Origin of the sequence: Actinobacillus indolicus (genome assembly GCF_004519515.1) — a bacterium.
Taxonomy (GTDB): Bacteria; Pseudomonadota; Gammaproteobacteria; order Enterobacterales; family Pasteurellaceae; genus Glaesserella; species Glaesserella indolica_A.
Window position 1 is genome coordinate 1,375,414 of sequence record NZ_CP038145.1, and the last position, 22,593, is coordinate 1,398,006.

The window sequence follows — 22,593 nt, forward strand, 5'->3', positions numbered from 1 at the left end:
TGTTCTTATTTGAGAGGAGGTCATTGATGAACAAAAATACCTTTGTGGTTGGCTTTATGCTTTTTGCTGTCTTTTTTGGTGCGGGGAATTTAATTTTCCCTCCAAAACTAGGCTTTGATAGCGGAGCAGATTTCTGGACTGCCATTCTAGGGTTTACATTGACAGGGGTTGGATTGCCATTAATTTCTACCATTGTGGCATCTTATTATGAAGGGGGGTATAAAAAAGCGTTAGAACATATTAGCCCGATTATTTCGTTGTTACTTCTTTCAGCGATTTATTTAACCATTGGACCGTTCTTTGCCATTCCTCGTACGGGGGCAACGGCTTATGATATGGTGGTTGTACCATTCTTAGGTGAGCCGAGTTCGACTTCGCTCTTTATTTTTACCTCCCTCTATTTTGGATTAGCGCTTTGGTTAAGCTTAAACCCAACCAAAATGGTTGACCGAATCGGTGCAATTCTTACTCCTGCGTTATTAATTACTATCATTGCGTTGGTGATTAGAGCACTCATGTTATTTTCAGGGGTAGAAAATGCAGAAGTGAGCTTTTTAGAAATGCCATTTTTTACAGGGTTTTTAGAAGGCTATCAAACGATGGATGCGCTCGCTGCTTTTGCGTTTTCCGTATTGGTGATTAATGCAATTAAAGCGAAAAGCGATAAAGAGGCAGAAGTATCTTTGGTTAAACAGACGACTTATGCTGCATTAATCGCTGCAATCTCTTTAGCGGTCATTTATATTTCAATCGGTTGGATTGGCTATAAAATCCCATTAAGTGCAGAAAATGCTACGGCTATTGTGACGAAAGGCCAACATTTAGGAACTTTCATTTTAAATGAAACAACAACACAGGCATTTGGTGAGTTAGGAAGAACGGTGCTAGGGATCATCGTTACCCTTGCTTGTTTAACGACCGCAGTTGGATTAATTGTATCCACATCGGCTTATTTTAATAGCGTTTTCCCAAAAATCTCTTATAAAGTCTATGCGGTTATTTTCACATTAATTGGTTTTGGTTTAGCCAACCAAGGTTTAAATGCGGTAATCAGTAAAGCCGTACCTGTGTTATTGGTACTTTACCCGATTGCAATGACGGCATTGATCGTGTTATTGATTAACCTCTTTATGCCACTGCCTGTGTTAGCGCAACGTTTGGCGATTATTTTAGTCACGATTGTTGCGATTATGTCTGTGGCGGGTTTAGCGTTTATGAATCATCTTCCACTTAAAGCCTATTCAATGGAATGGTTGCCTTTTGCTTTTATTGGCTGTTTCATTGGTTATCTTTTTGCAAAAAAACAGGCGTAACTGACCGCTTGTAGTATGGGCGTGAGCGAGTAGTTCACGCCTATTTTGTGACTTTTTAAGGATGTATCATGCCAGAATTACCCGAAGTCGAAACAAGTGTGAGAGGTATCTCACCTTACCTTGTAAGGCAGAAGATTAAAGAGATTGTTGTTCGTCAGCTGAAATTACGTTGGGCGGTGAGTTCAGAGCTTTCTACTATGCAAGGGGCGACGATAATTGAGATTTACCGCCGTGCTAAGTATTTAATTATTCAGACGGATAAGGGTGATATTTTAGTTCATTTAGGCATGTCTGGATCGTTGGGTATTTTATCAGTCAAAGAGAATAAAGAGATAGGCAAACATGACCATGTGGATTTGGTGACTGAAAATGGCGTGATTTTGCGTTATAACGACCCAAGAAAATTTGGCGCATGGATCTGGGCGGAGAAAGCGGAACGATGTGAGTTGTTAGTAAACTTAGGGCCAGAACCTCTTTCTGATGCGTTTACAAGCGGGTACTTATGGGAAAAAAGTCGCAATAAAACCGTCGCAGTTAAAAACTTTATTATGAATAATGCGATTGTCGTTGGGGTAGGAAATATTTATGCCTGTGAATCGTTATTTATGGCGGGAATTCATCCAGAGTTAGCTGCGCAAAACTTGACGTCAAAACAGTGTGAGCGTTTAGTTTCTGTGATAAAAGATGTTTTAGCGAAAGCGATTATTCAAGGTGGAACAACCCTGAAGGATTTTATTCAGCCAGATGGTAAACCAGGCTATTTTGCTCAGGTGTTGCAAGTTTATGGACGAAAAGGTGAGGAGTGCAATGATTGTGGCTCGCTCATTGAGGCGAAAGTGATCGGCCAGCGTAATACTTATTTTTGTCCTAAATGCCAACAACTTCCTAAGTAACCATTTCAATTTTCGATAAGGGCTGGATGTCCTTATCGCTATTCAGATTTATTTTTCCTCAATTTCCATCTTTACATTTCTGTCATCAAACTGTCATATTTTTTTCCTAAACTGCTCGCCGTAGTAAACAGACTACACAAATAGGAGAAATCTATGTTAGTTAAATCATTAAAGCAGTTTATGGTATTTGCCATTGCATTAGGTGCAACTTCTTTAAGTGCAAACGCACAAACGATTACAGGTGCAGGTGCTTCTTTCCCTTATCCAATTTATGCGAAATGGGCATCGCTATATGAAAAAGAAACAGGCAATAAAGTCAATTATCAATCTATCGGTTCAGGTGGTGGTCAGCAACAAATTATTGCAAAGACCATCGATTTCGGTGCTTCTGATGACCCAATGAAAGCAGAGCAACTTGAACAAAATAAACTTCTCCAATTCCCTGCCATTATCGGTGGCACTGTTCCCGTCATTAATATTCCAGAAATTCAAGCCGGTCAATTAAAACTATCAGGTGAGGTCTTAGCCAATATTTTCTTAGGGCAAATCAAAAAATGGAATGATCCTGTAATCGTAGCGCTAAATGCAAATTTACCGCTACCAGATAAAACGATCATTGTAGTTCACCGTTCTGATGGTTCAGGTACCACATTTGGCTGGACAAATTATCTCTCTAAAGTTTCACCAACTTGGAAAGAAAAAGTGGGCGAAGGTAAGTCTGTGAAATGGCCTACAGGTCAAGGTGGTAAAGGTAATGAAGGTGTTTCTGCGTATGTAAAACAGTTAAAACACTCAATTGGTTATGTTGAATATGCCTATGCCAAACAGAATAACCTTGTTTGGGCTTCATTACAAAATAAAGCAGGAGAGTTTGTTCAACCATCAAAAGAGAGCTTTATGTCTGCCGCAGCAAATGCGAAATGGAATGAAAAACCAGGTATGGGCGTAGTACTTACCAATGAAGATGGTAAAGATTCATGGCCTGTGACTGCTGCAAGTTTTATCTTAATGCACAAAGTTGCTGATAATGTAGAGGCAACTAAAGGCGTGTTCCAGTTCTTTGATTGGGCATTTAGTAAAGGGCAAGATGCTGCTTCTGAGTTAGATTATGTACCACTCCCAGCTGAAGTTGTAAGCCAAATCAAAGCGCAATGGGCAAGCGAAGTCAAAGATAAAGACGGTAAAGCAATCCAGTAACAAGCGGTAAGATGAGAGGGAAAATTTGCAATTCCCTCTCTGTCGAAAATCCTGTTGTTTATATGTCAAGGATTGAATAAAAGAAGATAAAAATATGCATAAAGTAGATAAAAAATGTTTGAATCACCCGTTTCTTGAAACGCTATTTAAAAACACAACTCGTTTTTTTGCAGTAGGCGTTTTTTTAGCGTTATCAGCTATTTTAGTCTCATTGATTGTGGGCAGTTGGGATTCAATTAAACAGTTTGGCCTTCAATTCTTATGGACGAATGATTGGGATCCTGTGCAAGAAAATTATGGTGCTATTGTGCCAATTATTGGTACTTTGATTTCCTCTTTTATCGCCCTATCTATTGCGGTACCTATTTCATTAGGCATTGCGGTTTTTCTATCAGAGCTAGCTCCTGAATGGTTAAGACGACCGGTTAGCCTTGCGATTGAATTACTGGCAGCCATTCCGTCGATTATTTATGGTATGTGGGGCTTGTTTGTCTTTGTACCATTATTCCAAGAGTTTGTTCAACCTCACTTAATTGAGTATCTTGGTGAATTGCCTTTTGTAGGAATGTTATTTGCAGGGGCACCATTTGGTATTGGTTTATTTACCGCAGGTTTAGTGCTTGCCATTATGGTTATTCCGTTTATAGCTTCGGTCATGAGAGATATGTTCCAAGTGGTACCAGCGATGTTAAAAGAGTCTGCCTATGGCTTAGGGGGGACAACCTGGGAAGTGGTTTGGAAAGTTATTCTGCCTTATACCAAAGCGGGGGTGATCGGCAGTATTATGCTAGGACTTGGACGTGCTTTAGGCGAAACCATGGCAGTGACCTTCGTCATTGGTAACGCTTTCCAATTACCTGAATCCATTTTCTCACCTTCTTCTTCAATTGCTTCTGCGATTGCAAATGAATTTAATGAGGCTGGTGGGTTACAAAAATCTGCCTTAATGGAATTAGGCTTAATTCTTTTCCTCATTACGACATTAGTTTTAGCTTGCTCGCGTTTATTGATTGCCCGTATGAGCAAACACGAAGGGAGAAAATAGTATGTTAGCACGCTATCAAAATAGACGTTTTCATTGCCGAAAATTCAAAAATAAAATTATGCTCGGTTTATCTGGGTTGTCGGTTATTTTCGGTTTATTTTGGCTGTGTTGGATTATTCTGACATTAGTGACTAAAGGCATTCCTTCCCTTTCTCTTAAGCTTTTTATGGCAGAAACGCCAGCTCCCAATGAACAGGGGGGATTGCTCAATGCCATTATTGGTTCAAGCTTGATGCTATTGGTTGCCATGGCGATTGCAACACCTGTGAGTATCCTTGCGGGGACTTACCTTGCAGAGTATGGTCGCTATAGTAAATTGGCTTCCATGGTGCGTTTTTTAAATGATATTTTACTTTCAGCACCGTCAATCATCATCGGCTTATTTATTTACTCCATCTATGTTGCTCAAGTAAAACATTACTCAGGCTGGGCTGGTGGATTAGCGTTAGCGATGATTGCAATTCCTGTGATTGTGCGTACCACAGACAGTATGTTAAGCCTTATACCAAATAACTTGCGTGAAGCTGCGATTGCATTAGGTTGTCCACAATGGCGTATGATTACGATGATTTGTTATCGTGCGGCAAAACCAGGTATTATCACAGGGGTATTACTTTCTGTAGCTCGTATTGCGGGTGAAACTGCACCATTGCTCTTCACCGCATTGTCTAACCAATTTACCTCATGGGATATGAACGGTCCGATGGCGAACTTACCGGTTGTAATTTATCAATATGCAGCAAGTCCATTCCAAGACTGGAATACATTAGCTTGGGCGGGTGCAACCTTAATTACGTTATTTGTCCTCGTACTCAACTTAATTACCCGTTTATATTTCCAACCAAAACAAAAATAAGGATAAAAGAATGAATCATCCAGTTGTTCCAAAGAGTGAAACGAAGATCGAAATCAATAATTTAAATTTCTACTATGGCGATTTCCATGCGTTAAAGAACATTAATTTACGCATTGCAAAAAATAAAGTGACGGCCTTTATCGGCCCATCTGGTTGTGGTAAATCGACATTATTAAGAACCTTAAACCGCATGTTTGAACTTTATCCAGCACAACATGCGACAGGGGAAATCAACTTAGAGGGCGAGAATCTGCTCACCTCTCATACGGATATTTCGATTATTCGTGCAAAGGTCGGAATGGTGTTCCAAAAACCGACCCCTTTCCCAATGTCGATTTATGACAATATTGCGTTTGGTATTCGTCTATTTGAGAAATTAAGCAAGGCAGAAATGGATGAGCGTGTTGAATGGGCATTAACCAAAGCAGCATTATGGAATGAAGTGAAAAATAAATTGCATCAAAGTGGCGATAGCCTTTCTGGTGGTCAACAACAGCGTTTATGTATTGCCCGTGGGATTGCGGTAAAACCTGAGGTATTGTTACTTGACGAACCTTGTTCTGCACTTGACCCAATTTCAACAATGAAAATTGAAGAATTGATCAGTGAGCTAAAACAAGACTATACTGTCGCTATTGTTACTCACAATATGCAGCAAGCTGCACGTTGTTCTGATTATACGGCTTATATGTACCTTGGCGAATTAATCGAATTTGATGAAACGAAAAAAATCTTCGATAAACCTAAAAATCAAAAAACCGAAGATTACATTAAAGGTCGAATGGGCTAACAGGGACAAACAAGCGGTGAGATTTCATCTGTTTTTTGCGGTATTATGTAGCAGTTGCACAAAGATTTCATCCGCTTGATAAATTAAAATCCTGATAAATCATTCTACTTTATCAGGATTTTTTTATGAGTAAAGCAAAAGAAAAACGCAGAGCCATGTGTTATGACTATCTCAGCGATGAGATAGAAGCCCTTAATCGTCAAAATGTAGAACTTAAAACCCAATTATCTGAAAACAAGAAGATAATCTACGCCCTAAAACAGACCATTGTTTACCTAGAATCAAAACAAAACTGGTTTGGCTCAGAAAGTCCTACGGTTGATATTTTGTATGAAAACATTATGTACCCTTTCAAACGCAATTATATGCAGTTATTAGGGGAAGTGCTAAGGGAAAATCAAACACGGTGGCTGACGATAGATTTCATTTTAGATAAGATGTTAGAAAAGGATGGGGTAAAAGTAAGGCTTGATTTTCCACATCATAGCTTTCACACCAGTTTATACTATGCTTTACGCAAATTACATCAACGGGGATTAGTTTTTCGTGAAGGGGATAACGATGTGCCCGAATCGGTATTAAATCAACTTGTGGAAGATGATTGGAGGAAAACAAACGAGTCTCGTTGGTTAATCAATATGGGGGCGTATAAAGTTACGATGGACGCTTAAACTTCCAACGGACATGAATTGTTGTGCGTTGCTCTCGCTCTACCATACCTTTTTCTAACCAATGCTTTAATGCGCCTCGTACCGATACAGTATGCCCTTCCGTGAAAGCCGATTCAGGTTGGTTATCGGCTTTTAATAGCAGAAAGGTAAGTTCAGTCACACCAAAATAACGATTTGGCTCGGCTTTTAGTATGCTGAGCAAGGTTGTCCGCAGTTTGAGCTTAAAACGAGGTTTATATGTGCGATAACAGTATAAGGGCGTATTATGTTCTTCCAAACGGGATTTGGCTTGCATAATGTCAATGGCTTGATGAAGTGTTGCAATCTTTTCATCCACCAAGACTAAGTGTTGTAATACTTGTTTTCGTTCTCGTTGTAACTCGGTCAGTTTTTTCTCAATTTGGTTTAAATACACTTGTTTTGCCATTAGTGAAAAATCACCTCTTGATATACAGTTTCACGTTGCCAATAATGATTCCATTCGGTTTCATTGTGTGTGGTAAGGCACTTTTCTAAAATGTCACGGAACTGTGAACCATTTGATACCCGACGATTATCTTCACGGTAAGCCACTTCATTTGCATAATTGAGTAAATAGGCGTTGCTCATCTTATGCATTTGTCCGTAGTACATCCGTTTGAATCGGGCAAAATAACTTTCCGCCTGATTGTTTGTGACCCCTAAATCACTACGATATTCTTCCTTGTGATTTACCGTGCATAAATCGTAAAATGGCATAAGCACATCATACGCATGACTTTCATCGGTATTGATACGTGTGCCTCGCTCAACAAATTTGTCCGCAAAGCGTTTGACTGTCGATTGTGTTTCCCCGAACGTAACGGCAACCTGCGTACTTTTTGCCCCACGATATAATGGGTTTTTCGCCTTTTCTTCTGCGGTATAATGCTCACGAGCAACTAAAATACAACGTTTGTCGGGATTTTGATTTTCCTTTAAACGGTAATCTATACGGTCAATCTTCTTATTTGCTTTACGAGGTGCAGGGTGAATATATGTGCCATCTATATCGACTTCGCCTGAAAAGGTGGCAAATTCTCGTTGCTCAAGTAGAGCTTTACGAATCTTATGTAGTAACACATAAGCACTTTTATACTCAATGTTTAAATCCCGTGCCATTTGTAACGCAGAAATCCCTTTAACCGCATTCACAAATAAGGCGATGGCATATAAGTAGGTTTGGATAGGCAACTTGTGATTTGCAAAGATTGTGCCAGATGTTACCGAAAAGGTATGCCGACAACTATTCACTTTGCAACGCCACTGCTTGCGAGAGGCAATAAAATATGCCTGATGACGACAACCACATTTCGGACAGGTAACAACTGTTTCACTCCCCCACCTTAATTCGCACAACAACGAAAACGCCTTATCATCAGATAGCGTAGCTATCTTAATAGGCGAAAGCGTGCGGGCTTTGTTGGTTAATAGGAAGTGAGATGCCATTTATTTACTCTTATGTTATACTGTGCATATATTATATTTGGATTATGTCATAAAGTGCAACAAAAGTCAATAGAGTATGTTATAATGTGCATAATAAAACGTTTAAATCATCTGCTCGAAGTGTCAAATATGACAATTAAAGCCTTCTCAGACCAAACAGAAATCCCTTACCGCTCTGTACAAAGTTATTTAAGAGCAGAAAGAGAATTAAGTATTGATGCAGCTATAAAAATAGCTAATACATTGGGAGTTAGTTTAAATTGGCTCATACTAGGTCAAGGCGAGATGTTTATGAGTCTTATAGGTAAATCAACTATCAATGCTGATGAATTAAGCTTATTAGAGAAATATCGAGCAACAACTCAATCAGGTAAGAGAATCATTCAATCAACTTGCAATGTTATTTTAGATGAGCTCCAACCATAGTTATGAAAAATATATTACTTTTAGATAAACTAAAAAGCTTAGTAGAAATTGATCGCTCTTTATCCTTTAATTCACAAGATCCTCAAATTTATCGCCAAAGAGCTTTACTATTTCAAGAATTAGGTTGTAATGCCTTAGCTAAGTATGATAATCGCATTTCTGCTTATTTAGAGAAAAAAGAACTTGAATATTATAATCAAGATTATGTTCCATTATTAACTCAAACCGAATTTGAAGAGAAATATCAAGGCGAAAAGCATACTCATTATTATAAGATTTTCTTTGATATTCTAATAAATGATAAGACATTCTTAAAAGAAAGGTTAGATCCTATTAATTTTGCTTTAAGAAGTGGTAATGCAACATTACTCGGGTTATTTAATCTTGCTTTAAGAGATTGCAATGATGCTATGAAATATCTTGAGCCTTTTCCTCAAGAATATGCTATTGCTACGATAAATAAAGCGATGCTTTTATTGCTTATCGGAGATTATGCAACAGGTTGGAATCTTGTAGTGGTACACTAATCCCGCAGTCCTCAATAAGTGGTACAATATCATAAAAATGAGGATAAACCATGAGACGACCAAGACGAAGCTTTAGTGCAGAGTTTAAATTAGAAGCGGTAAAATTAGTCACAGACAAAGGCTACAGCATATCCCAGGCTTGTCAGGAATTGGATGTTGGTGAAACATCATTTAGACGCTGGTTAAGCCAAGTCAAAGCAGAACATCAAGGCTATGTACTTGCAGGCTCAAAACCAATCAGTCCTGATCAACAACGTATTCGTGAGCTAGAAGATAGAATCAGAGTACTAGAAGAGGACAAGCTGATTCTAAAAAAGGCTACAGCGATTTTAATATCTCTCGAGAGCAAAAATACCAAGCAATCAAGACATTAAAATCGCATGGCATCAAGCGTTTATGTAAGTTATTTGGCGTCAGTGAAAGTGCTTACTATGCCCAGTTCAACAGGCTAATAAACCAGCTAAGCATGTTGGTATCGCCACTCACATAAAAGCCATTTTTGACGAAAGCAGAGGCTCGGCAGGTAAACGCAGTATCAAAGCACGATTGCAAGCAAAAGGTATCACAGTTGGCTTGTATTTAGTGCGTAAGCTTATGAAGCAGCAAGGCTTATTTAGCAAACAACCGCAAAAATGGCGTTATCAAGACAAAGACAATGGCCAAATATTTGATAATATTCTGGCGCGACAGTTTAGTCCTAAGCCTCATATAACGGTGCTTTGTGGTGATACAACCTATCTGAAGGTTAAAGGCGTGTGGCATTATTTGGCAGTGGTTATTAATTTATCCAATCGTCAAGTGGTGGGTTGGAAGCTTAGTAATCATCATGATGCAAATTTAGTGATTGATGCATTAAACCATGCCATGCTAAACATCAAACACACACCAAACATGATCTTTCACTCCGATCAAGGCAGTATTTATGGCAGTGACAAGTTTACAGCTTGTGTAAACAGACACAAGCTAGTCCAAAGCATGAGTCGCCGAGGTAATTGTTGGGATAATGCCCCAATGGAGCGATGGTTTCGTAGTTTTAAACATGAGTGGATGCCAAAAGGCGGTTATCGTGATGTTGAAAGTGCAATGAAGGATGTCAAAGACTATGTGATGTATTATAACCACATTCGTCCACATCAATACAATCAAGGTCTGGCACCAGTTACAGCAAAATCAACTTATCAGGGACTGTTGAATTAGTTGACCACTACAAATATATTAGGTATAAAATGCTACCTAAATATTACATGATTAATGGAGGAAATTATTTATGACATTTAGTAACGTACAAAATACACGAGTATGGTTTATTACTGGGGCGAGCAGTGGGCTAGGATACGAATTCACTAAAAAAGCATTAGAATCAGGTGATAAGGTTGTTGGTGTTGCTAGAAATATTGAAAAACTGAATGAGTTAAAATACCAGTTTGAAGGAATGTTACTTCCTTTAAGTCTTGATGTTACTGATAGAAGTGCTGTTTCGGCTACAGTGGAAACTGCCATTAAACATTTTGGAAGGCTCGATATTGTCATTAACAATGCAGGAAACATGGTAATGGGAATGATTGAAGAATTTAGTGAAGATGAAGTTAGAAGTCAAATGGAACCTAATTTCTTCGGTGCAGTATGGGTTAGTCAAGCAGTTATGCCGTACTTGCGGACGCAAGGATCAGGTCATATTATACAGATATCTAGTATTGGAGGACTGATTACTGGTCCAATGTCTGGAATCTATAGTGCTAGTAAATTTGCTTTAGAAGGATTTAGCGAGGCTTTAGCACAAGAGGCCGCACATTTTGGTGTAAAGGTATCTATTGTAGAACCCGGAGGTTACTGGACGAATTTATACTTAAAAATGAGTTTTACCCTACAGAAAAAAGAGTATGATTCATTACGTGAGAAGTTGGCTCAACAAAATTCAACCGAATCGGTTGATAGTGATCCTAAGTTGGCTGCCGAAGCTATAATGAAACTGGTTAATAGTGAGAATCCGCCTCTCCGATTGATTCTGGGAAGCCTTGTTTATGATTTAGCTGTTGAAAATACAGAAAAACGTATATTTACATGGAAAGAGTGGGAATCAGTTAGTCGTTCTGCGGAACATGGGATTCCTGCACCAGAAGGATATGGAATAATCGAGGAATAGAAGAACAAAAAAGTATTGAGATTATTTTTAAGTATTCCGCAAATGGGCGCGATTGTTGAAGATCAGAAAATTTTTAAGAGGTGGCAAATTTGCCACCTCTTTTTATTTTCTTCGGCTAAAAGTGAAACTTTCTGCAGAAGAAAATACGTGGCAATTGTCAACGGTAAATGTCTGACTGAAGCGACAGCGAAAGGAATTTAAGGAGTTGACAATTTTGCTACACCCGAACCCTCTTGGCTCGTCAAAAGGCAACACCTTTTGACCTGCCAACCGGCGAGGGAGCCCCCTCAAAAAGTGAGGGGGTTGGGGGAGCTTTTTGGAGGGGGTCGAGGGGAAACTTTTCCCTCGTGGGTTTGGGCAAAGCCCATGATCTTTTCTTTTGCTTTTGAATTTGGGGGAGCGGTTTTTGCTCCCTTGCTTTTCGCCTCGCAGAGCACGTCCAGAAGAATTCTGGTATACCGTGTTATACCAAATGGTTTTGGCTCCTCTCGCCTGATGTGTTATTCTCTTCTCAAATGGAGGTGTACGAGATGGCGCACGTTCAGAAATTCACTAAAGGAAATATGCAAGGCTTGTCAATTCACTTAGACCGAAAAACAGAAAACCATTCCAACAAAAATATTGATACAGAGCGTACACATCTGAACTATGATTTATGCGAAAAAGACGGAGATACACTTTCCCGCATGGACGAAAGATTGAGTGAAGTTTATTGCATGAATCGGAAAGATGTAAAGGTGTGCTGTGAGTGGATCGTCACAAAAGTGTCGGAAGAAAAAGGTGCTAACGGTCAATCTATCTACACGGTGTCTGCGACAGGTGATTTAACCAACATTACATCTATTGCAAATGGTGATACCAAAGTTTCGCTTGGTGACGGCATTGTGAATATGGAAGGTAATCGCATTACCAACGTGGCAAGTCCAGTTGAAGCGGGTGACGCTGTAAATAAAGACTACGTGGATAACAGTCACTCAACCGTCACCTCAACTGATGGCACAATTTCAGTGGTGAAATCGGTTGTAAATGCAACGACAGGTGCAGTTAATTATGACCTAGCGGTTAAGGGCGGTATCAAAGTCGCAACAGACGATGGCAAAGTGGTAGAGCATAAACTTGGCGACACACTTACTGTAACTGGCGACAACAAAAACATCAGTACGGTGACAACCTCAACAGGTGCAACACAAGTGAAATTGGCAGATGATGTGAAAGTAAATTCTGTCACTACTGGCAATGTATCAATCTCTACCGCAGGCGTAAATGCGGGCGGTAAGAAAGTGACGAACGTTGCCCCTGCGGAAATCAGCCCAACATCAACCGATGCGGTGAATGGTTCGCAATTGTATGCAACGAATCAACAAGTGATTAACAATGCGAATAACATTGCACAACTTGGTGATAACGTACAAAGCCTAAATCGTCGTGTTGATAACCTTGATGGTAAAATCGATCGTGTGAATAAAGACGCACGTGCGGGTATTGCGGGAGCAGTTGCGACTGCATCATTACCACAGGTTTATATTCATGGGAAATCAATGGTGTCTGCTGCAACAGGACACTATAAAAATGAAAATGCGATTGCTGTTGGTTATTCAAGAGCAAGTGATAATGGGAAGTTAGTCTTTAAACTTAATTCAAGTGCAAATACAAGAGGCGACTTTACTATTGGAACAGGCATTGGATATCAATGGTAATTCTGTAGAAAAATTTGGTTCATAATAAAAATAATATTTGGTTCATCATTTTTGACGGCTTAGCAATAAGCCGTCTTTTTTTATCAAAAATACCTATCCCCTATTGACGATATTCCCATAATTTTTTTATTATCGCACTGTCCCATTTGAGTAATGCACTCAAATGAGAAAATGTATTATTTCTATAATATGCGGATAATGCGTATTTGATTGCTCTCATGAGCCATCAGATAAGTAAGCCAATGAGCTTAAAGAGATTGACGTGAGTCTCTTGTACTACAGGAATTCAAAGCACATTTATCACGCTTTGAGCCGATTTAGGTTATCTAAATGGGCGATTTAGCGTGCCTGAAACAAGATGATTACTCGCTTTGAAGTCCTTGTGATAACAAGGAACACTTTATGGCTCAACATTACTTACTTTCATCCCAATCCAAACAGCTTTCAATTAAACAAATTTGTCGTTTAACCGACGAACAAGCCTTTCAGATGTTAAAAGCCCATCGTTGGGGCAATCCCGATGATATCAATGATGTTTGTTGCCCGTTTTGTGGCATACGCCACCATGCTTATTTTCTTCAATCTCGTAAACGTTGGACGTGTAAACATTGCAAACGAAACTTCTATATTACGACGAACACGGCATTTGCTTTTCATAAATTGCCCTTAGTCGATATTTTGTTAGCTATTTCGCTCTTTGTGAATGAAGTCAAAGGAATTTCGGCAATAACAATGAGTCGTCATTTGAATGTGAACTATAAGACCGCTTTTGTCCTTTGTCATAAATTGCGTGAAGTGCTATTTAAAACCCGTGATTTAAGCCCCTTGCAAGGTGAAATCCACGAAGATGGTGCTTGGGTTAATTTTACATTACGCAACACTAACTTCGCTAAAAATCGCTATAAACAGCAACAAAAAGCCGACAAACAAGGACGAAAATTTCCAAAATTCAGACCGACTAAACGTTGTATCATCAGCTTAAATCAACGGGCATCTAATGATGAAACATTATGGGGTTCAAATAGAACGATTGTCGCTATGGACTATACTGAAAATGCCAAAACAATTTTGGCATTAAATCACCGATTCGTGAAACAAGGTAGCGACATTATGTGTGATGAAAATGGGGCGTATTATGACTTAGATTTTCATTACTCACGTTGGAGTGTTAATCATAAAGAATGTTACAGTGCGAAAGGTATCAACAACAATCTCGCTGAATCCTTTAATGCCCGCTTTCGAGATTTACATCGTGGCGTACATCACAAGTGCGATAACAAGTATGTCCTACATTATGCAAATCAAGTGGGATATATGTCAGACAATCGTCAGAAGTCTAACGGTGAGCTGTTTAATGATGTTCTGAAACGTTGCTTATGGGTGTTACCATTAAGGGAATGGGTGGGTTATTGGCAAGGGAATCATCGCACGCAAGAGCTTATTGGTATGACCGCATTTAGCCCTGAAGAAATTTCTCAAAGCTATTTTAAAGCATTAAACGAACGTATGGCTTACGAAGAACGTTTACTTGCAGCGTAGTTCATCACGGGCATTTTTTCATTAAACAGCATAAAATACGTTTGAAAAGCTTACCTAAAACAAGGTTGAGCGGGTGAGTTACGTCTATAATAAGGAAATGTTGTGTAATCAGTGAGAAAATCAGCTAGAATTAGGTAAAAGAAATGCCCTTAACCCTGTTTCTGGAGTTAAGAGCATCGTAAATTTTATTGCGGTTAAGATTGCGTTTTGGGTTTTGTGCAACTGCTACATAATACCGGTTTTTTGCAAAAAATAAAGATAATCTTACCGCTTGAAACGTCCTTCCTTGTCATAAAGAAAATAAGGAGACTGTATGGGCGAAACGGTTTTAGTGGTTGAAGATGAACGGGCAATTCGAGAGATGATTGCCCTTTTTTTAATGCAACATAATTATCATGTTCTCGAAGCAGAGGACTATCAAAGTGCGGTAAATAAGCTGGCAGAAAAACCAAAGTTAATTTTACTGGATTGGATGCTACCAGGGCGATCTGGGATTCAATTTATTCAATATCTAAAAAAACAAGAAGAGACAGCGAAGATTCCCATTATTATGCTCACGGCACGTAGTGCCGAAGAAGATTGCATTACCTGTTTAAATGAAGGCGCAGATGATTATATTTCAAAGCCGTTTTCGCCCAAAGTACTGCTTGCTCGTATTGAGGCCGTTTGGCGTCGCAGTTATGAATCTAATCATATTATCAACATTGACGATTTACAGCTTGATCAACAAGCTCAACGAGTCTATTTCCAACAAACTGAAATTAATCTAAGTGCGACAGAATATAAACTTCTTCACTTTTTTATGACACATCCTGAAAAGGTTTATACCCGTGAGCAGTTGCTCGATTTTATCTGGGGTAATGACATTTATGTAGAAGATAGAACCGTGGATTCCTATATTCGTCGTTTACGCAAAAACTTGGAGCCTTATCAATTTGATCGTTATGTTCAAACAGTACGTGGGTCTGGTTATCGATTTTCAAACCATTTTCAGGAGTGATAATGAAGCTAAATCTCTCGCTGACCCACTTTATTGTGGAAATTGTCATTGCGGTTTCTGTCTCATTCTTTTTTAGTTTATTTGCTAAAGATTTTGGATTTTGGTTCATCTGTAGTTTGGTCGTTTTATTGATTTGGCATCACTACAACGAAAATAGCTTACTAAAACTTCTTGAACCTGAACGAGATGGAACAAAAAAAGCACGTAGTGCTTGGGAGTATGTTTCCCAAACCGTCGCTTACTATAAAAAACGAGATCGAAAAGAGAAGATTAAAACTTTGCGTTTACTATCAAAATTAAACAAAGACGTGCAGTATTTACCCGATGGTATCCTTATTTTGCAACATAATGGGGATATTTATTGGTGTAATAACATGGCACAACAAATCTTAGATTTTTATTGGGATAAAAAACTCCATAAAAATATCTATAACGTCATTTTTTATGATGAGTTTAAAAATTATATGCGTCAATCTCATCATAAGCGTCCTTTAGTACAATTAACGCATAATCAACGTTATTTAGAAATTAATATTACGCCTTATGATGAGGAGCTAAATTTGTTGATTGTACGTGATGTGACACAAATGATTCGTTTGCTTCATTCTCGTCAAACCTTTTTAAGCAATATGAATCATGAGTTGAGAACACCGTTGACAGTATTGCAAGGGTATCTTGAGTTGTTACAAAGCGGCTCAGATTTAGATCCTTTTCAGGAAAAAGCCATTAAATCGATGTCGGAACAGAGTCAGCGAATGGCGAATTTGTTGCAACAACTTAACCTATTGGCCAAAATTGAAGGATCGACGGGTGAAGATCACATCGATGTCGACATGTCAGAGATGCTTGAGTCTATTCAGCGAAGTACGATGGTCTTAACGAACGAGCAACAAATTCAATTTGAAATTACCCCAAATATCAAGGTATTTGGTGATGAAAACCAACTACAAAGTGCTGTGTCGAACTTAATTTACAATGCGATAAAACATGCTGGGCAAGATGCTTTGATTACCGTTCGTTGGCAATATTGCGAGCAAGGTGCGGAATTTATTGTCTGCGATAATGGAAAGGGTATTGCTCCTCAACATATTCCACATTTAACTGAGCGTTTTTATCGTGTTGATGAGTCTCGTAGTAATCAAACAGGGGGAAGCGGTCTAGGTCTTGCGATCGTAAAACACGCTCTTGAGCAACATGGTAGTTTTCTCGAAATTCAAAGTGAAGTAGGGAAAGGAAGCTGCTTCCGTTTTGTGATTAAACAGGACCGTCTTGTCTCCTAAAATAGGAGACTTTTGTTATATTTTGGTTAATTATTTTATTTAAAGAAAAAAATAAGTTTAAAAATAGAACAAGAATTTGAATAAAATGAGATGTAGATCACGTTTTTGATTAAATTAGGTTGCTCAAACATCCCCTTTCTTTAGAATTCACTCCGAAAAATTTAATTTATTGATAATAAATTCATCCGTTTCTATAAATTCCTCACATAAGGAGCAACCAATGAGTATTGCTATTATCATAGCAACCCACGGTGTCGCCGCAGAACAGCTTCTCAAAACCACAGAGATGTTAATCGGGGAACAAAGCGATGTAGCCACTATCGACTTTGTGCCAGGTGAAAATGCCGAAACTATTATGGGTAAATATCAAGAGAAATTAGCGAATGAACTCGCACATTGCGATCAGGTGCTATTCCTTGTTGATACTTGGGGCGGTAGTCCGTTTAATGCGGCAAACCGTGTATCTGAAGGTAAAGACAATATGGACATCGTCACAGGTGTAAACGTGCCGATGCTTGTTGAAACCTTTATGGCTCGTGATGATGGTCCATCTTTATCAGAATTAGTGGAAGTCGCTCTTGAAACAGGACGTTTAGGCGTACGTGCGTTACGCTATCAAGAAAAAGAAGAAACACCAGCGGCACAACCAGCACCTGCTGCTCAAGCACCCGCACAATCACAAGTAGCTCAAGTCAATCAAGAAGGTAACTTAGTGATTGGTCTGGCGCGTATTGACGACCGTTTAATTCACGGTCAAGTGGCGACTCGTTGGACGAAAGAGAGCCGTGTTAGCCGTATTGTGGTGGTAAACGATGATGTGGCAAAAGACAGCGTGCGTTCAACGATGCTGAAAAGTGTTGCACCACCAGGAGTAACGGCTCACGTTGTGCCTGTGGATAAAATGATCCGTGTTTACAACAACCCTGAATATGCGAACGAACGCATGATGTTACTTTTCACTAACCCGACAGATGTGGTTCGTTTAATGGAAGCAGGCGTTGAGTTCAAATCGATCAATATCGGTGGTATGGCGTATCGTGATGGTAAGAAAATGATTACCAGCGCCGTTGCTGTTGATGATAAAGATATTGAGGCATTCAAGGCGTTAGATGCGAAGGGCATTGAGCTTGATGTGCGTAAAGTATCGAACGATAGCCGTCAATATATGATGGATTTACTCAAGAAAAATAACTTAATCTAAGGAAATTATTATGGAAATTTCTACATTACAAATTATCTTAGTATTCCTTGTTGCCTGTATTTCAGGTATGGGATCAATCCTTGATGAGTGGCAAACTCACCGTCCGTTAATTGCTTGTACCTTAATCGGTATCGTATTAGGCGATATGAAAACGGGGATCATTGTTGGTGGTTCATTAGAATTATTGGCGTTAGGTTGGATGAATATCGGTGCGGCATTAGCACCAGATGCGGCATTAGCGTCAGTAGTTTCAACCATCTTAGTTATCGTGGGTGGACAAGATATTCCAACTGCGATTGCGCTAGCTATTCCACTTGCTGCGGCAGGTCAAGTTTTAACTTACGTTGTACGTGCGATTACAGTTGGTTTCCAACACGCAGCAGACAAAGCCGTTGAAACTGGCGATTTAAATAAACTGGATTGGATTCACCGTTCAGCGTTATTACTTCAAGCAATGCGTATTGCAATCCCAGCGTTAATCGTTGCGATGACAGCTGGTACGGATACTGTTCAATCTATGTTAGCAGCCATTCCACCAGTTGTAACAACAGGTCTTAAAATTGCCGGTGGCTTTATTGCGGTTGTAGGTTATGCGATGGTTATCAATATGATGCGTGCAGGTCACTTAATGCCATTTTTCTATGCGGGTTTTGTGATTGCAGCATTTACCGATTTCAACCTTGTAGCATTAGGGGTTTTAGGTACTATCACAGCGATTATTTATATCCAACTTCACCCGAAATACAACCAAAGTAAACAAGTGGTGCAAGTGCAAGCAACAAATAACGACCTTGATAACAGATTAGACTAAGGAAGTAAGACTATGACAACTGAAATCAAAAAAGTAACACAGAGCGATTTGAATGCGGTGGTACGCCGTTCTAATCTCTTCCAAGGTTCTTGGAACTTCGAGCGTATGCAGGCGTTAGGTTTTGCCTACTCAATGGTACCGGTCATCAAACGTTTATATCCGGATCCAAACTCACAAGAGCGTAAAGATGCGATCAAACGTCACCTTGAGTTCTTCAATACTCAACCATTCGTAGCGGCTCCTGTATTAGGGGTAACCATCGCAATGGAAGAAGAACGTGCGAATGGCAAACCTATTGATGATGCGGCAATCAACGGGATCAAAGTTGGTTTGATGGGGCCTCTTGCTGGTGTGGGTGACCCGATTTATTGGGGAACAGCACGCCCAGTATTCGCAGCATTAGGTGCAGGCGTTGCCTTAACAGGTAGCTTATTAGGTCCATTACTGTTCTTCGTATTATTTAACCTTGTGCGTTTAGCAACCCGTTACTACGGCGTGGTTTACGGCTACAAAAAAGGCTTAAACGTTGTACAAGATATGAGTGGCGGTTTATTACAAAAATTAACCGAAGGTGCGTCAATTCTCGGCTTGTTTATTATGGGAGCGTTGGTTCAGAAATGGACAAGCATTAATGTACCGCTTGTGGTTTCTACCATTCAAAAACAAGACGGCACAACGGAAATTACCACCGTTCAATCTATCTTAGATAGCTTAATGCCAGGTTTATTACCGTTACTCTTAACCTTTGCATGTATGTGGTTATTACGTAACCGTGTGAATGCACTTTGGATTATCATCGGCTTCTTCGTTATCGGTATCTTCGGTGCGTGGACGGGTATTTTGACATAGTCTAGTTTGTTAAGTAGAGAAAGGCCTTAAATCATCATGATTTAGGGCTTTTTTATACTTATAAGAAAGTTCCAGAGTGATAATAGCTTGGATTAATAGATAAAAAACAAGATATAACTTTTTAGAAAACGAGATTGTTAATAGGACTATATTCAGTAGATATACTAATAGCAAATCTTGTTAAAACCCACCTTTTAAAATAATCCCCTTTAAGTATTGATAGTAAGTTAGTTTCTTATTGCTCTATTCATTAGTAGGAAATCATAAAGAAAGCGAATAACTAAAGAATGGTTTTGTTGATATTCCGTATAGTATTAATGACTTGTTGCTTGATAGATGGAGTATATAGCTATAAAAAAAATCTGCACACAAATCAGTTGAGAGCAAGCCCCACTCCTTAGTGTGCAGATTATTTAGATAATGGTTTCTAATTAACGAAATGGTTGATTCAATGGAATCTCAGGATCTGGTTGTTTGTTGAAATAGACTCATAATTGCTCTCCGAATAAAAAGCAATTTATTTTAATACTTGAAATAATTATCAAAAAAGTCAATTCTACAAAAACTTTATCATCTTTGAATAAAAAATGCTTTATCAATTGATGTAGATCAAACTGATTGAATAACAAGCGGTAAGATTTTACAAGAATCTTACAATGAAAAAATAATAATGAGAATAATTGACAATTTCCTTTTGGTATGTAAATATTTTACATGTTTGTTATTGAGAATTGTTTTCAAAATAAACATGTATGAGAAGTATTTATCTAAGGAAGAAAAACATATGAAAAAATTCAAACTACTCCCTGTATCCGCTATGGTGTTGGGTGCATTGTATGCAGGTTCAGCATTCGCAGAAAATAACGAAACTATGGCTCTTGATACCATTAATGTTACTGAGCATCAAGGCTTAAAGGTAAAAAGTAATGTTGTGACGACACAGAAAAAAGACGAAAGTGTTGAAACAGATTTGCGTGGATTACTCAAAAATGAGCCTGCGATTGGTTTAGGTGGTGGTAACGGAACTTCTCAATACTTATATGTTCGTGGTATGGGGCAAAATTCGGTTGATGTGAAAGTGGATAATGCCTATTCAGACAGCCAAATTCACTATCACCAAGGCCGTCATATGCTTGATCCTGCATTGGTAAAAATTGTTTCGGTACAAAAAGGGGCGGGGAGTGCTTCTGCCGGTATCGGCCAAACAAACGGTGCGATTGTGGCTAAAACGATTGATGCTGAAGATTTACTCAAAAACAGTAGTAACAAAAATTTTGGCGCAAAAGTCAATGCGGGTTATAACAGTAATGATGGTTATAACTATGGTTTATCTACCTTTGGTAAAAATGATACCTTTGACTTTGTTGCTGCGGTAAACGGCGTAAATGAAGATGACTACAAAGGCGGTAAAAATTATAAAAATGGTAAAGATGGCTCAAGTCGTGTGCCATACAGTGCTTTAGACAAACTCAGCTATTTATTCAAAGTTGGGGCTAACGTAGGAAATCATCGTTTTGTATTAAGCCATTTAAAAGATCAATACAAAGGTGATCGTACAGTTCGTGAAGAGTTTTCTGTAGATAATTCCGCAGGTAGCCGTTTAACAGATGCTCGCCAAGCACCTTCAGAACGTAAAATGACCGTAACCAATACCAACTTGGAGTGGACAGGTAAAGATTTAGGATTTGTGAAAGAAGTAACAGCTAATGTCTATCTTTTAGAACACGGTCGTTGGTCTGCTGACGATTCGAAAAATGGTTATGCGGGCGGTACTCGCAATCAAGGTTCAACCAAAACTAAAGTAGAAACCGTTGGCGCAAATATTAACTTCGACTCTGAATTACACGAAAATGTGCTATTAAAATACGGTGTAAATTATCGTGAACAAGAAGTCAAACCAAACAAAATTTTGCGTGCGGGTGTGGTAAATCAAGAAAAACGTGATGTCGGTGTTTATGCAGAAGCGATTACCTTCATTAAAGATGTCGTTTTAACAACGGGTGTTCGTTACGATCACTTCCAATTTAAAGCAATGGACGGCAAAAAAGTCAGTGATGGTGCAGTAAATCCAAGTGTTGGTTTGATTTATCAACCAATTGATAACCTGACCTTGAGCGCAAGCCATAACTATGCAACCCGTAGCCCTCGTATGCATGATGCATTAATGGCTCACGGCGCTCGTGGTGTCGTATCTATTGCAAACGGTACCAAAGCCGAAAAAGCACGTAATACAGAGATTGGCTTCAACTATGATAATGGCGTTTGGGGTGTAGAAGGTAGCTACTTCTGGCAAAATATTAAAGATGCATTAGGCACATCAACAGGGCGTAACAATCATTTATGTGATGGAACTAATCTTCAATGTGCCTCTGACATTATTAATGCCGGAAAAATCAAAAATAGCGGTTACGAGCTAGCGACATTTGTAAATTATAACGGCTTCTTTGGCCGTTTAGGCGTGGCGTATAGCAAACCTAGATTCTATGGCGATAACTTAAGCGCAAATCCTGAATACGCTGTTCGTACAGGCCGTACTTGGACAGGAACTTTAGGCTATCGTTTCGAGCAACCAAATGTTGAAGTTGCAGTTCATCATCGTCAAGTTGAAGGCTTAGATGCCAAAGATACTTTCATTTTAGCTAATGCGGTGGTTACCCCAAGCACAACAGGTAAAGCTGGCTACGGTATTACTGACTTAACAGTAAACTGGAAACCACTAGGTACAGATAAAATGAACCTAAACTTTGCGATTAATAACATTGGTAACAAGAGCTATATTCCACATTGGCAACGTAGTACTCTTCCTGGTGTTGGTCGTGAATACCGTGTAGCAGTTAACTACACCTTCTAATTTTTTCAATTTAATGTTCACCCTTATCAATAACGCT

At 39.1% G+C, this 22,593-nt stretch carries 22 protein-coding genes; 20 read left to right on the forward strand and 2 right to left on the reverse strand.

Annotation, left to right across the window (positions count from 1 at the left end; translation table 11 throughout):
• The first annotated feature begins 26 nt into the window (after positions 1–26).
• The 7 genes from brnQ (at position 27) to EXH44_RS06885 (ending at position 6,765) form a co-directional block, all read left to right on the forward strand.
• A complete protein-coding gene (gene brnQ / locus EXH44_RS06855) occupies positions 27–1,313 on the forward strand; it encodes a branched-chain amino acid transport system II carrier protein (RefSeq protein ID WP_162856799.1) in 1,287 nt (428 codons plus the stop codon).
• A gap of 68 nt (positions 1,314–1,381) precedes the next feature.
• Positions 1,382–2,206 carry a bifunctional DNA-formamidopyrimidine glycosylase/DNA-(apurinic or apyrimidinic site) lyase gene (gene mutM / locus EXH44_RS06860; protein WP_162856800.1) on the forward strand — a complete coding sequence of 275 codons (825 nt, stop codon included), beginning with the start codon at positions 1,382–1,384 and terminating at the stop codon, positions 2,204–2,206.
• Between the two features lie 180 nt (positions 2,207–2,386).
• The gene (gene pstS, locus EXH44_RS06865) at positions 2,387–3,403 is read left to right on the forward strand and encodes a phosphate ABC transporter substrate-binding protein PstS (protein WP_244238758.1); all 1,017 of its coding nucleotides are present in this window, start codon (positions 2,387–2,389) and stop codon (positions 3,401–3,403) included.
• 94 nt (positions 3,404–3,497) lie between these two features.
• Positions 3,498–4,448 carry a phosphate ABC transporter permease subunit PstC gene (gene pstC, locus EXH44_RS06870; protein ID WP_162856802.1) on the forward strand — a complete coding sequence of 317 codons (951 nt, stop codon included), beginning with the start codon at positions 3,498–3,500 and terminating at the stop codon, positions 4,446–4,448.
• Between the two features lies 1 nt (position 4,449).
• Positions 4,450–5,304 carry a phosphate ABC transporter permease PstA gene (gene pstA, locus EXH44_RS06875; protein ID WP_244238714.1) on the forward strand — a complete coding sequence of 285 codons (855 nt, stop codon included), beginning with the start codon at positions 4,450–4,452 and terminating at the stop codon, positions 5,302–5,304.
• 10 nt (positions 5,305–5,314) lie between these two features.
• Positions 5,315–6,094 carry a phosphate ABC transporter ATP-binding protein PstB gene (pstB, locus tag EXH44_RS06880; protein ID WP_162856803.1) on the forward strand — a complete coding sequence of 260 codons (780 nt, stop codon included), beginning with the start codon at positions 5,315–5,317 and terminating at the stop codon, positions 6,092–6,094.
• Between the two features lie 125 nt (positions 6,095–6,219).
• Positions 6,220–6,765, forward strand: a complete 546-nt coding sequence (locus EXH44_RS06885) for a hypothetical protein (RefSeq protein WP_162856804.1) — start codon at positions 6,220–6,222, stop codon at positions 6,763–6,765.
• Here EXH44_RS06885 and EXH44_RS06890 read toward each other — a convergent pair.
• Positions 6,749–7,192 carry a hypothetical protein gene (locus tag EXH44_RS06890; protein WP_015939981.1) on the reverse strand — a complete coding sequence of 148 codons (444 nt, stop codon included), beginning with the start codon at positions 7,190–7,192 and terminating at the stop codon, positions 6,749–6,751. The two genes, EXH44_RS06885 and EXH44_RS06890, sit on opposite strands and share 17 nt — an antisense overlap.
• Positions 7,192–8,232, reverse strand: coding sequence for an IS1595 family transposase (locus tag EXH44_RS06895; RefSeq protein ID WP_162856806.1), 1,041 nt, complete (start codon positions 8,230–8,232; stop codon positions 7,192–7,194). Before EXH44_RS06895 ends, EXH44_RS06890 begins: the two co-directional genes overlap by 1 nt.
• Positions 8,233–8,361: 129 nt before the next feature.
• Here EXH44_RS06895 and EXH44_RS06900 point away from each other — a divergent pair, with 129 nt between their 5' ends.
• The 13 genes from EXH44_RS06900 (at position 8,362) to EXH44_RS06960 (ending at position 22,556) form a co-directional block, all read left to right on the forward strand.
• Positions 8,362–8,658, forward strand: a complete 297-nt coding sequence (locus EXH44_RS06900; RefSeq protein ID WP_244238715.1) for a helix-turn-helix domain-containing protein — start codon at positions 8,362–8,364, stop codon at positions 8,656–8,658.
• 2 nt (positions 8,659–8,660) lie between these two features.
• Positions 8,661–9,185, forward strand: a complete 525-nt coding sequence (locus EXH44_RS06905) for a tetratricopeptide repeat protein (protein WP_162856807.1) — start codon at positions 8,661–8,663, stop codon at positions 9,183–9,185.
• Between the two features lie 50 nt (positions 9,186–9,235).
• Positions 9,236–9,559 carry a transposase gene (locus tag EXH44_RS06910; protein ID WP_078254176.1) on the forward strand — a complete coding sequence of 108 codons (324 nt, stop codon included), beginning with the start codon at positions 9,236–9,238 and terminating at the stop codon, positions 9,557–9,559.
• Between the two features lie 121 nt (positions 9,560–9,680).
• Complete coding sequence (locus tag EXH44_RS06915; RefSeq protein ID WP_244238759.1) at positions 9,681–10,382, forward strand: IS3 family transposase; 702 nt, start codon at positions 9,681–9,683, stop codon at positions 10,380–10,382.
• Between the two features lie 70 nt (positions 10,383–10,452).
• Positions 10,453–11,328 carry an SDR family oxidoreductase gene (locus tag EXH44_RS06920; RefSeq protein WP_078255065.1) on the forward strand — a complete coding sequence of 292 codons (876 nt, stop codon included), beginning with the start codon at positions 10,453–10,455 and terminating at the stop codon, positions 11,326–11,328.
• A 530-nt stretch (positions 11,329–11,858) separates the two neighbouring features.
• A complete protein-coding gene (locus tag EXH44_RS06925) occupies positions 11,859–13,025 on the forward strand; it encodes a YadA-like family protein (protein WP_162856808.1) in 1,167 nt (388 codons plus the stop codon).
• Between the two features lie 402 nt (positions 13,026–13,427).
• On the forward strand, positions 13,428–14,564 hold the full coding sequence (locus EXH44_RS06930) for an IS1595 family transposase (RefSeq protein ID WP_162856809.1): 1,137 nt from the start codon (positions 13,428–13,430) through the stop codon (positions 14,562–14,564).
• Between the two features lie 361 nt (positions 14,565–14,925).
• Positions 14,926–15,564, forward strand: coding sequence for a phosphate regulon transcriptional regulator PhoB (gene phoB, locus EXH44_RS06935; RefSeq protein WP_425266862.1), 639 nt, complete (start codon positions 14,926–14,928; stop codon positions 15,562–15,564).
• A 2-nt stretch (positions 15,565–15,566) separates the two neighbouring features.
• Positions 15,567–16,844 carry a phosphate regulon sensor histidine kinase PhoR gene (gene phoR, locus EXH44_RS06940; protein ID WP_162856811.1) on the forward strand — a complete coding sequence of 426 codons (1,278 nt, stop codon included), beginning with the start codon at positions 15,567–15,569 and terminating at the stop codon, positions 16,842–16,844.
• 220 nt (positions 16,845–17,064) lie between these two features.
• Positions 17,065–18,045 (forward strand): PTS mannose transporter subunit IIAB, encoded by a 981-nt coding sequence (gene manX / locus EXH44_RS06945; RefSeq protein ID WP_162856813.1) that lies wholly within the window; start codon positions 17,065–17,067, stop codon positions 18,043–18,045.
• A gap of 10 nt (positions 18,046–18,055) precedes the next feature.
• The gene (locus EXH44_RS06950; protein ID WP_005821257.1) at positions 18,056–18,856 is read left to right on the forward strand and encodes a PTS mannose/fructose/sorbose transporter subunit IIC; all 801 of its coding nucleotides are present in this window, start codon (positions 18,056–18,058) and stop codon (positions 18,854–18,856) included.
• A gap of 12 nt (positions 18,857–18,868) precedes the next feature.
• On the forward strand, positions 18,869–19,705 hold the full coding sequence (locus tag EXH44_RS06955; protein WP_162856815.1) for a PTS mannose transporter subunit IID: 837 nt from the start codon (positions 18,869–18,871) through the stop codon (positions 19,703–19,705).
• 784 nt (positions 19,706–20,489) lie between these two features.
• Positions 20,490–22,556 carry a TonB-dependent receptor domain-containing protein gene (locus tag EXH44_RS06960; protein WP_162856816.1) on the forward strand — a complete coding sequence of 689 codons (2,067 nt, stop codon included), beginning with the start codon at positions 20,490–20,492 and terminating at the stop codon, positions 22,554–22,556.
• The last annotated feature ends 37 nt before the right edge of the window (positions 22,557–22,593 follow it).